Origin of the sequence: Streptomyces sp. GDS52 (genome assembly GCF_052246875.1) — a bacterium.
GTDB classification, from domain to species: domain Bacteria; phylum Actinomycetota; class Actinomycetes; order Streptomycetales; family Streptomycetaceae; genus Streptomyces; species Streptomyces cathayae.
This window is the reverse complement of record NZ_CM125966.1, coordinates 5,084,245-5,095,090: the sequence shown is the minus strand read 5'-3', so window position 1 is coordinate 5,095,090 and position 10,846 is coordinate 5,084,245. Positions and strand designations below refer to the sequence as shown.

General features: G+C 71.7%; 11 protein-coding genes. 8 read left to right on the top strand and 3 right to left on the bottom strand.

Annotation, left to right across the window (positions count from 1 at the left end):
• Positions 1-20: 20 nt before the first annotated feature.
• The 6 genes from ACTWJ9_RS23200 (at position 21) to ACTWJ9_RS23175 (ending at position 5,837) form a co-directional block, all read left to right on the top strand.
• Positions 21-935, top strand: coding sequence for a DMT family transporter (locus ACTWJ9_RS23200; protein ID WP_279338064.1), 915 nt, complete (start codon positions 21-23; stop codon positions 933-935).
• The gene (locus ACTWJ9_RS23195; protein ID WP_279336191.1) at positions 932-1,252 is read left to right on the top strand and encodes a Trm112 family protein; all 321 of its coding nucleotides are present in this window, start codon (positions 932-934) and stop codon (positions 1,250-1,252) included. Before ACTWJ9_RS23200 ends, ACTWJ9_RS23195 begins: the two co-directional genes overlap by 4 nt.
• 86 nt (positions 1,253-1,338) lie before the next feature.
• Complete coding sequence (locus ACTWJ9_RS23190) at positions 1,339-2,118, top strand: FkbM family methyltransferase (RefSeq protein WP_279338063.1); 780 nt, start codon at positions 1,339-1,341, stop codon at positions 2,116-2,118.
• Between the two features lie 132 nt (positions 2,119-2,250).
• Positions 2,251-3,756, top strand: coding sequence for an acyl-CoA synthetase (locus ACTWJ9_RS23185; RefSeq protein WP_279336190.1), 1,506 nt, complete (start codon positions 2,251-2,253; stop codon positions 3,754-3,756).
• 160 nt (positions 3,757-3,916) lie between these two features.
• Positions 3,917-4,954 (top strand): rod shape-determining protein, encoded by a 1,038-nt coding sequence (locus ACTWJ9_RS23180; RefSeq protein ID WP_279336189.1) that lies wholly within the window; start codon positions 3,917-3,919, stop codon positions 4,952-4,954.
• A gap of 304 nt (positions 4,955-5,258) precedes the next feature.
• Entirely contained in the window at positions 5,259-5,837 is a 579-nt protein-coding gene (locus tag ACTWJ9_RS23175) for an ANTAR domain-containing protein (RefSeq protein WP_387039258.1), read from the top strand.
• A gap of 26 nt (positions 5,838-5,863) precedes the next feature.
• On the opposite strand, the gene ACTWJ9_RS23170 is transcribed toward ACTWJ9_RS23175, so the two are convergent.
• A complete protein-coding gene (locus ACTWJ9_RS23170) occupies positions 5,864-6,010 on the bottom strand; it encodes a hypothetical protein (protein WP_279336187.1) in 147 nt (48 codons plus the stop codon).
• Between the two features lie 507 nt (positions 6,011-6,517).
• On the opposite strand from ACTWJ9_RS23170, the gene ACTWJ9_RS23165 reads away from it, so the two are divergent.
• Positions 6,518-8,482, top strand: a complete 1,965-nt coding sequence (locus tag ACTWJ9_RS23165) for a glycosyltransferase family 2 protein (RefSeq protein WP_443294722.1) — start codon at positions 6,518-6,520, stop codon at positions 8,480-8,482.
• Between the two features lie 161 nt (positions 8,483-8,643).
• Here the strand turns inward: ACTWJ9_RS23165 and ACTWJ9_RS23160 are convergent, their stop codons facing one another.
• Positions 8,644-8,763 (bottom strand): DUF397 domain-containing protein, encoded by a 120-nt coding sequence (locus ACTWJ9_RS23160; protein ID WP_341483698.1) that lies wholly within the window; start codon positions 8,761-8,763, stop codon positions 8,644-8,646.
• A gap of 618 nt (positions 8,764-9,381) precedes the next feature.
• The gene (locus tag ACTWJ9_RS23155; protein WP_387039260.1) at positions 9,382-10,386 is read right to left on the bottom strand and encodes an RNA polymerase sigma factor; all 1,005 of its coding nucleotides are present in this window, start codon (positions 10,384-10,386) and stop codon (positions 9,382-9,384) included.
• On the opposite strand from ACTWJ9_RS23155, the gene ACTWJ9_RS23150 reads away from it, so the two are divergent.
• The gene (locus tag ACTWJ9_RS23150) at positions 10,376-10,699 is read left to right on the top strand and encodes a hypothetical protein (RefSeq protein ID WP_279336184.1); all 324 of its coding nucleotides are present in this window, start codon (positions 10,376-10,378) and stop codon (positions 10,697-10,699) included. The genes ACTWJ9_RS23155 and ACTWJ9_RS23150 overlap by 11 nt on opposite strands.
• Positions 10,700-10,846 lie beyond the last annotated feature (147 nt).

The following is a 10,846-nucleotide window of genomic DNA, read 5'->3' as shown; positions in this document are numbered from 1 at the left end:
CGGGGACGATGTGGTGGGGAGTGGCCGCCGCCCTGGTGTCGAACGTCCTGTACAGCGGCGGGTTCGTCCTGGAGAAGCGGGCGCTCGCCGCCCTGCCCGAGGTAACGGTTCACCGGCCGGTGCGGCTGCTGCGGCTGGTGCTCGGCAGCCCGCTGTGGATCGCCGGCGCGCTGTCCCTCGCCGCCGGTTTCGGCGCCCAGCTCGTCGTGTACCGGACCCTGCCGATCGCCGCCGCCCAGGGCCTGTTCGTCTCCGGCCTGGTGCTCCTGGTGATGCTGTCGGCGCGGCTGCTCGGCGAGCGGACCACCGTGCGGGAGCGGTACGCGCTGGGCGCCGTCCTGCTCGCGCTGCTGATGGTGGTGCTGTCGCTGAAGGAGGGCGGCGCGGGCGCCGACACCGTCGGCCGGGACGCGCCGTATCCGCTGATCCTGCTGGTGTGCGTGCCGTCGCTGGCGGCCGGGGTGTGGCTCTACCGGTACGCCGAGCGCCGCGCCCGGCACCCGCACCGGATGCCGCCCACCGGCGTCGAGTACGGGGTCGCCGTCGGCCTGCTCTACGGGGTCAGCTCACTCGCCATCAAGGGGGTGTCGAGCCATCTGACGACCAGCGGCATCGGCGACGCGCTGGTCGACCTGCTGCGCTCCCCCTACCCGTATCTGCTGCTGTTCACCGGCGCGTTCGGCCTGGTGCTGTCGCAGGCGGCGCTCCAGCGCTGCCGGGCCTCGCTGATCGTTCCGGTGTGCACGACCGTGACCTGCCTGTACACGGCGGTGCTCGGCACGCTGTCGTTCGGCGAGGAACTGCCCGACGAACCGCTGCGGCTGGCCCTGCGGGTGGCGGGCACGGTGCTCGCGGTCGCCGTACTGCTGGTCATGCCGAAGCACGACACCGCCCCCGAATCTCCCACCCCCACCCAGGAGTTGACGCCACCGTGAAGCCCGACGACCCGCTGCTGAGGATCCTGGCCTGCCCGCTCGACAAGGGCCCGCTGCACCTGCTCACCACCTCCGCCGCCGCGGCCGGGAACGGGGCCGTGGGCGGCGACCTCGAGGAGGCGCTCTACAACCCGCGCCTGCGCCGCCGCTACCCGGTCCTCGACAACATCCCGCAGTTGCTCCCGTCCTCCGGCGAACAGGTCTCGGAGGAGGAGCACGAGAGACTGCTCGCCCGTATGTCCGAGGGCGACATGCCGGACCGCGACCTGTCCGCAGACCACACCGGGCATCCCGGCGCCCCGGGGGCGACCCCGTGACCCACCTGAACGGCCGGAACGACCGTCCGCACACCACGCGGACCACGCTCGCGGCACGCGTGGCGCCGTTCCTGCCCACCCCGGTGGTGGCCGCCGCGGCCCGCGCGGTCTATCCCCGCTTCGAGCCCGAACTGGCCCGGCTCGCCGAGCTGTGCCCACCGGACTGCGACACCGCCGTGGACGTCGGCGGCTGGTACGGCCCCTGGACGCACCGGCTGGCCCGGCGCGCCCGCCGCGTGGTGACCGTCGAACCGGTCCCCCACCTGGCCCGGCTGCTCACCGCCTCCTCCCCGCCGAACGTCCGCGTGGTCCGTGCCGCCGCCTCGGACCGCTCCGGCGTCGCCCGGCTGTGGCTCCCGCCGGACGACGGGGGCGACCGGGGCGTGTCGTCCCTGGTCCGCCGGGAGATCCACGGCCACGCCCTGGACGTCACCTGCGTCACGCTGGACGGACTGGGCCTGAAGGGCGTCGGCTTCATCAAGATCGACGTGGACGGCAACGAGTCGGCGGTGCTGCGCGGCGCCACCGGCGTCCTGGCCCGCGACCGCCCGGCGCTGTTCGTGGAGTTGGAGTCCCGCATCCAGCCGATCGCGCCCGTGGTGACGTATCTGTCCCTGCTGGGCTACGACGGCTGGGTGCTGCCCGCCGGCTCCTGGGTCCCGCTGGCCCGCTTCCCGCTGGAGGCCCACCAGGCCAGGGTCTCCCACGTCGCCTCGCACGGTCTGCTCCGCCGGATCCTGCCCTACGGCCCGCTGCGGGGCCCGCGCTACGTCAACTCGGTGCTGTTCCTCCCGGACGGCCGCCGCCCCGCAGCGCCCCCGGCGAACGACGACGACTCCCGCGCCTTCCGCGAAACGTCCTCCTAGGACCCGCCCGGCGCGTGCCCGCCCGACCGCCGGTCCGGTCGATGGTGTACAGAGGAACCGTGGTCGCGGCGGTACCGGGGAACGAGAACCGGAACGACGGCCGCACAGCCGAACGGTTAAGGAGTACGACGCGTGCCCTCTCTCTTCCCGGCCCTGACCGATGCCCCGGCCGACGCCCCGGCCGCCGGCCGGCCCGCCCTCCGGTTCGGCGAGCGCTCACTGACGTACGCGGAACTCGCCGCCGCGGCCGGCGCGGTGGTCGGCGGCGTACGGGAGGCGCGGCGGGCCGCCGTCTGGGCGACGCCGACCCTGGAGACGGCGGTCGCGGTCACCGCGGCACTGCTCGCCGGGGTGACCGTGGTGCCCCTGAACCCCCGGTCGGGCGAGAAGGAACTCGGCCACATCCTGTCCGACAGCACCCCGGACCTGGTGCTCGCCGCCCCCGGCGAGAAGCTCCCCGCCCCGCTGGACGGTCTGGCCCGCCTGGACGTCGACCCGGCCGACCGGGCCCCGGGCGACCGTCCCCTCCCCGAGGACCGGGGGCGGGACGAGGACCCGGCCCTGGTCGTCTACACCTCCGGCACCACCGGCCCGCCCAAGGGTGCCGTCATCCCCCGCCGCGCGATCGCCTCGACCCTGGACGCGCTCGCCGACGCCTGGCAGTGGACCGGCGACGACGTCCTGGTGCACGGGCTGCCGCTGTTCCACGTGCACGGGCTGGTCCTGGGCGTCCTGGGCCCGCTGCGCCGCGGCGGCTCGGTGCGTCACCTCGGCAGGTTCAGCACCGAGGGGGTGACCCGTGAACTGAGCGGCGGCGCGACCATGCTGTTCGGGGTGCCGACGATGTACCACCGCGTCGCGGAGGCGCTGCCCACCGAGCCGGAGCTGGTCAAGGCGCTGGCCGGGGCGCGGCTGCTGGTCTCGGGGTCGGCGGCGCTGCCCGTGCACGACCACGAGCGGATCGCGGCGGCGACCGGGCGCCGGGTCGTCGAGCGGTACGGCATGACCGAGACACTGATGCTGTGCTCGTCCCGGTGGACACCCCCGGACCCCCGGCCCAGCGTCCGCGCGGACGGCGAGGCCCGCCCCGGCACCGTGGGAGTGCCGCTGCCGGGTGTGGAGCTGCGCCTGGTGGAGGAGGACGGGACGCCGGTGACCGCGTACGACGGGGAGACCGTGGGCGAGATCCAGGTGCGCGGCCCGAACCTGTTCACCGCGTACCTGAACCGGCCGGACGCCACCGCGGACGCCTTCACCTCCGACGGCTGGTTCCGCACCGGTGACATGGCGGTGCGCGACGCCGACGGCTATGTCCGGATCGTCGGCCGCAAGGCCACCGACCTGATCAAGAGCGGGGGTTACAAGATCGGTGCCGGGGAGATCGAGAACGCGCTGCTGGAACACCCCGGGGTCCGGGAGGCGGCGGTGACCGGGGAGCCGGACGCCGACCTGGGCGAGCGGATCGTGGCGTGGATCGTCCCCGCCGACCACCGGACCCCGCCCGCCCTCGGGGAGTTGGCCGACCATGTCGCCCGCCGTCTGGCCCCGCACAAACGCCCCCGGGTGCTGCACCTCCTCGCCGCGCTCCCCCGCAACGACATGGGGAAGATCATGAAGCGGGCGCTGCACGACGGCTGACCGGCGACCCCCACCACACCCGAGATCCCCCGTTCGGCGGCCCCCCGACCGGCCCTCCATAACGAGCCGTAACGAGCGGACGCCCCCGAATCCGCGCAGGATGGTCATGAGGTCCGCCACCCGGCGGCCCCGCAGGACCGCGCACTCGGGAGGATCTGCCGTGACCGCCAGTCTGGAGCAGTTGCGCCGCTGCCACTTCGCCGTCGACCTGGGAGCGGCCCGTACCCGGGTCTACGTCAAGGGTGCCGGTCTCGTCGTCGACCAGCCGTCCGCCGCCGCCGTGAACACCCGCAGCGGTGCACTGATCGCGGTCGGGGAACTCGCGGAGCGGATGACTGGACGGACGCCGAACTACATCCGCGTCGTACGGCCCGTCTCCGGCGGCACCGTCGTCGACATCGAGATGGCGCAGCGGATGCTGCGGCATCTGCTGGGCGACCGGATCCGCCGCACGCTGCGCCGCCGACCGGGCCTGCGCGCCGCCGCCTGCACCCCGCACGACGCCGATCCGCTCGCCCGGCGCGCCACGATCGAGACCCTGGTGGGGCTGGGCGCGCGCCGGGTGGAGCTGGTCGACACGCTCATCGCCGCCGCCGTCGGCTGCGGGCTGCCGGTGGAACATCCCGAGGCGACCATGATCCTGGTGTGCGGGGCGGCGACCACGCAGGTGGCCGTGCTCTCCCTCGGGTCGATCGTGACGGCCGAGCGCATGCCGGTCGGTGGTGACGCCGTGGACAACGCCATCGTCCAGCACCTGCGCCACCAGCACGAACTGATGCTGCCGAGCCAGTCCGTACGGCCGTTGCAGCTGGCCCTGTCGGGCAACGGGCTCACCCCGCACGGGCCGGAGTCCACGGAGATCCACGGCCGGGACGTCGCCACCGGCCTGGCCCGCTCGGTCAAGGTCGACACGGCCGCCGTGCGGCACGCCATCCAGACCCCGCTGACCGCGGTGCTGGACGGGATCGGCAAGGTGCTGCGGGGCTGCCCGCCCGACCTGGTCGCCGACCTCGCCGACCGCGGGATCATGATGGTCGGCGGGAGCGCCCTGCTGCCGGGCCTGGACCAGATGCTGCGGCAGGCGACGGGCATGCCCGTGCACATCGCCGAGCGGCCGGACGTGTGCGCCGTCCAGGGCCTGGGCGCCATGCTCGAGGGCAAGATCGCCCCCCTGACCCTGAACCCCCTGGCCACCTGAACCGCCCCCGGCCCGCCGCCGCCCCCCTCCCCACACACACAGCACCCCACCAGCCCACCACTCCGCGCCCCGTGCCGCCGGAATCACGCCGGTTCGAGAAGCGGGGGGTGTAGGACGCCGCACACCGGGCAGGCGCATCCGCGAGCGCAGCCCGGACCCCGCACTGCCCGCCGCCGCCCGGTCCACGGCGACCGAACCCGACGCCCGGCCACGTACGGACCGACGAGGCGGTGACATGACCTCCGCGGCACCATCCCCTTCCTCTTCCTCAGGACGGCACGAGGCCCTGGTCATCGGTGGGCGCATGGACGCCGACCGGGCCCTGCTCACCCCCCGCGGCGAGCTCGTCCGGGGCTGTGCGGACACCCTCGCCGAGAGGCTGGCCCGGCTGCCCGCCCGCACGGCCCGGGTCGACCTGGACATGAGTGGGGTGCGCTTCATGGACACGGCGGGTCTGCGGTTCCTGGACGTGCTGCGCGACCACGGCCGCCGGTGGTCGGTGCCGGTCACGGCCACCCGCTGGAACGGTCAGCCGCGCCGCCTCCTGGAACTCGCCGGCCTGGACACCACCGACCCGCTGCGGCCCCCGCTCCGCGGCGGCGCTCCCGAGCGGGCGCCCATGACGGAGGAGGAGGTCGAGCGGCTCCGGCAGGCCATCGCCGCCCGGCCGGTGATCGACCGGGCCCGCGGGATCCTCATGGCCGCCCACGGGTGCAGCTCGGAAGCCGCCTGGCACGTCCTGCGCGAGGCGGCCCGGCTGTCCGGCACCGGGCTCCGCACGGTCGCCGCGGCCGTCACCACCGGCGCCGCCCGCACGGGCCCCCAGCCTCCGGAGAAGGTACGGAAAGCCCTGGCCACGGCCCTCGCCCACCACCTGCCCTGAGCCGGAACCCCGGCCGCGGTGACGGATCAGGAGGGCGCGCCCACCGGCACGTCCGGCCGCGGCTCGCCGTCCTCGTCGAGGTCCGGCAGGATCGTCGACAGCGCGCTCGTGTGGAGGTCCTTCGTACGCAGCGTCAGGTTGCCCGATCTCCTCCTTCGACCTGGCACGCTCACGCGAACATGACCAAGGCCACATCCAGGGCCACGCGCGGCGTGGTGAGGAAATGGAAGAGCCGGCTCGCAGAGGCTTTGCGCGCTCATCCGTATGACCGCGCCGATCTCTGCGCTCCCCCACGTGCCCGCCACCGGCCGTCCGCAGCCGGAACGGTCCAGTGATCCCTCGTTCTCCCCGACGTCATGGCCATACTGCTGTGGAGGAGCGGCACGCCACGACGGCCTCACGGCGATCGCTGCAGGGGCGATCAAGAAGGGCACGACCACGGTCGTGCCCAGGTAGAGGGAGACGCACCGCCACGGCGCTTTTGTGAACCCGTCCTGAGAGCAGGATCAAGCCCGCAACCGCGAGCGCGGGAGAGCGCACCGAGCCAACCGCGCACCGCAACCGAACGGATGTCCGAGGGTCGACCATGGGTCGCACGCCGATGCCGCTATTCTCCCCACACCAGGCGGAGTTCGGATCCGGCCTGCCGCCCTGCCATCCACTTGCCAAGGACGATCCCGATGCCTGAGCCCGACGTCACTGTTGTCATCGGCGCATACAACGCGATGCCGTATCTGACACGATGCCTGGAGTCCGTCGTCAGCCAGTCGCTGGGGCTCGACCGGCTGGAAGTCGTCGCGGTCGACGACGGCTCGACGGACGGGACCGGCAAGGAACTGGACCGGTTCGCTCAGCAACACCCCGACGCGGTGCGAGTGGTGCACCAGGAGAACTCCGGAGGCCCCTCCGCTCCCCGCAACACCGGCCTCGAACTGGCCAGAGGCCGCTATGTGATCTTCGTGGACGCCGACGACTACCTGGGCACCGAGGCGCTGGAGCGCATGCTCGCCGTCGCCGACGAACAAGGGTCGGACGTGGTCCTGGGCCGGGTGGTGGGGGTCAACCGAGCCTCTCCCAAGCGGGTGTTCACCGGAAACCTTCCCCGGGCCGACCTCTTCGAGTCGCGGGTGTGGTGGACGATGTCCGCCCACAAGCTCTTCCGTCGCAAGCACGTGCTGGATCTGGGGCTCCGGTTCCCCACCCACTACCGCATCGGCGAGGACCAGATGTTCGTCTCGCGGGCCTACCTGGCCGCCGAGGTGATCTCCGTGGTGTCCGACTACGACTGCTACTACCTGGTGCGGCGCGAAGACGGCGGCAACATCACCACATCCGACCGGGACATGGGCGGACGGCTGGCCTTCCTCAAGGACATCTGCGCCCTGGTCGCCGAACACGTCGAAGCCGGGCCTCGCCGTGACCACCTGCTGCTTCGCCAGTTCGACATCGACCTGAAGTCGTGGTCCGGCCCCCGGCTGCTGGAGCTCGAACATGACGAGCAGCTCAAGCACCTGGCAACTGCCAAGGAGATCATCGACGCATGGTGCACCCAGGGCATCATCGACAAGCTGCCCGCCATCCTCCGGCTGCGCTACTACCTGATCGCGCGGGAAATGTTCGAGGAGGCCCTGGAACTGCTGCGTTTCCAGGCCGATGCCGGCGGCCGGTACGAGATCGTGCTGGACGAAGGTACGGCGTACGCCGAGTACCCCTACTTCCGCGACCTCGACACGGCTGTGCCGGACAGTTGCTACGACGTCAGCCGCCAGCTGAAGAACGTTCACCACCTCGCCGACGCCCAGGTCGAGGGAACCCTGCTGCGGCTGACCGGTCACGCGTACGTCCAGCGGCTGGACAGCACGCGGACCACCACCGAAGTGCTGCTGCGCGAACGCGCCTCTTCGCAGGAGTACCGTCTGCCCACTGCCCGGACCGCGAGCCCCCAGGTCCCGGACGATGACCAGGCCGGCTTCACCGCCGACATCGACCTGGCCACCGCGGCCGGAGGCAGCCCGCTGACACCCGGCCTCTGGGACATCCACCTGGTGATCCACGCCGGCGACATGGAACGGCGAATACGCCTGGGCAGCCGCCGAGCCGACACCATCGACACCACGACACGCCCTCGCATCGCCGTACTCGCCGAGCAGGGCCCCACCGTCTTCACCCCCTACTTCACCAAGCCGTACGGCAACCTGACCATCGACATCGGCGAAACCGCCCACACCCTCGACAAGCGGGTCGGCGCCGGCGAAATCCGCTGGGCGGAGAAGGACAGCACGCTCCACGTCCTGGGGAAGCTGGACGTGGCCGCACTCCCTGACGGGCTCGCCCTGCTGCGGATGCGCAGCCAGACCGGTGACGTCCGCGACTTCGACCTTCATGCATCCGACGGCCGCTTCCGTGCCGAGGTACCGGTCAGCACGCTGACCACCGGGCTCTGGTCCGCCCACCTGGTCCTCGCGCTCGCCGACGGACCCCGCACCCTGTCCGTGCCACGGTCACCGCAGATGTCCGCCGTCCGCTGGCGCAGGAGCCTGCGCCGCTTCCAGGCCGTACCCCAGGACGACACCGACACCCTCGTACTGAAGGTCAGCCGCACAAGCCTGCTGGGCGGCCTGCGCACACACCGTGGCGGACACTGACACCGATCCGACGGGCAGCCGTCCCGCAGGAAAGGGGCGTGCGACGACCGCCGCACGTTGATCAGCTCAACCACCGGGTGGAGCGGAGAGTCCGCGATCGTCCTGTCACCGCTGCTCGGCTGGGGCCGGTTGCACAAAGCGACCTGCCTCAGCACCTCGCGTCACTTCAACGACGCCGCGAACCCTGTCCAGGCTTCCGGGGTGAGGCGGAGTATCGGGCCGTCGGGCACCTCGGAGTCACGGACGGCCACCATGCGGGAGACGTTACGGGCGACCTCCATGCATGCGCGGCTTGATCACTGTCACGAGACGGTTCTGGGTCAGGCGCAGCGTTCGTTCCGGAGTGCGCAGGCAGCGATGTGAGGGGGGGTCTGCCGCTTGCGACGTTTGTAGAGCTGGCCGTCAAGGCTGATACGAGGGGGACGAGGTTCCTCGCCTCCAAGCCCACCTGAAGCAAGATCAAAAAAGCGTGTCAAAGATCTGCACGCCCTGAGGAGAAGCAGCCCGAAACGCAGGATGCTCCGCAGCCCGCCCGCCCTCGGCGCGGCGGTCGCCCGTCCGGGTGCCGTCCGCCTCCTCGTCCGCCTGTCCGTCCGCCCCCGGACGGTCGGCGTCCGCGCTGGTCGGACGGTACGGACGGGTGCCGAGGGCGGGCGGACGGACCGTCCACCGCCGGGTGCGGGCAAGGGCGGACGGTCGTCCTCGGGTCGTAGACGTGGCCGCTGGGGGCGTGGGGCAGGGCGGGCCGGCCGCGGGGCGCGCCGGTCGCGGGAACGCGGGCCCCCACCCTCCGGAGGAGGTACGGAAGGCCCTGGCCACGGCCCTCGCCCACCACCTGCCCTGAGCCGCTCCCACCGGCACCCGCCAGCCCTCAGCCCTCAGCCCTCAGCCCTCAGCCCTCAGCCCTCAATGAGATAGTCCCGCAGCGCGTGCGAGCGTGACGGGTGGCGCAGCTTGCTCATCGTCTTGGCCTCGATCTGGCGTATGCGTTCACGTGTCACGCCGTAGATCCTGCCGATCTCCTCCAGGGTCCGGGGGCTGCCGCCCAGGAGCCCGTAGCGCAGGGAGATGATGCCGGCCTCGCGCGGGGTCATCTCCGCCAGGAGGGTCTGGATGGCCTGCTGGAGAAGGCCGAAGGCGACCACGTCCCCGGGGGAGGGCGAATCGCTGTCCATGATGAGGTCGCCGAACTCGGTGCTGCCCTCGTCGGACAGCGTGATGTCCAACGAGACGGGCTCCTTGTTGTAGGCGTTGAGTTCAATCAGCCGCTCCACCGGGATGCCCGCCTTCTCGGCCAGCTCCTCCGGAGTGGGCTCGTCCCCGGTGCTGTGGATCAGCTCGCGGCGGATCCGCGCCACACGGTTGATGACCTCCACGGCGTGCACCGGTATGCGGATGGTGCGACCCTGGTCGGCCAGGGCGCGGGTGAGCGCCTGCCTGATCCACCAGGTCGCGTACGTGGAGAACTTGAAGCCCCTGGTGTAGTCGAACTTCTCCACGGCTCTGATCAGCCCGGTGTTGCCTTCCTGGATCAGGTCCAGGAACTGCAGCCCGCGCCCGGTGTAGCGCTTGGCGATGGACACCACCAGACGGAGGTTCGCCTCGGTGAAGTGGTTCTTCGCGCGGCGCCCGTCCTCGGCGAGGAGCGTCAACTCCCGGCCGGAGTCCGGGTCCGGGTACGCCTCCTCCAGGAGGTGCTCGGCGTACAGACCGGCTTCGATGCGCTTGCCCAGTTCCACCTCCTGCTCGGCGGTCAGCAGCCGGACCCTGGCGATGAGCCGCAGGTAGTCCTTGACCGGGTCGACCGTGCCGTCTCCCGAGGGAGACCGGGCGGCGGGGACGTCCGTCTCGTCGTACTCCGGGCGAAGGCTCTCCTCCGCACCCTGCACATCTGTGGCGTTCATCTTGGCTCCAGAAGGGATTTCACATACCGTCCGGCGCGGAGAGGAATTCGACATAAAGCCGCCGCCCCTCGGCGAATACGGCATCGAAAACCAGGCTTTGCTTTCCCGATCCGGATACACTCTTGGCAACGAGCCGATTTTTCACTTCGTCAACCTCGAACGGCGTCGAGACCCATCCAAAACCAACCGTAACACCGTGCCGCTACACACCGGACCCGCCGCTCAACACCATTCCGATGTGGCACACATCGCCCTTGACAAAGAAGCCCGTCGCGCACACAGAGGAAATCCGATCCGGCCCGGAAAGCGGTGAGAAGAAAGCCCGAGCGTCACTCGACCCCTCACGCAATGAACCCTCCAGCGGTTGCCTCGCCGCTCGGTGGCCCTCCCGCCGCAACGCCGATGCGGTGCGGCAGGACGTCCGTGCCCTGCTCGGCGCCCGCCCCCTCGAGCCGCACGC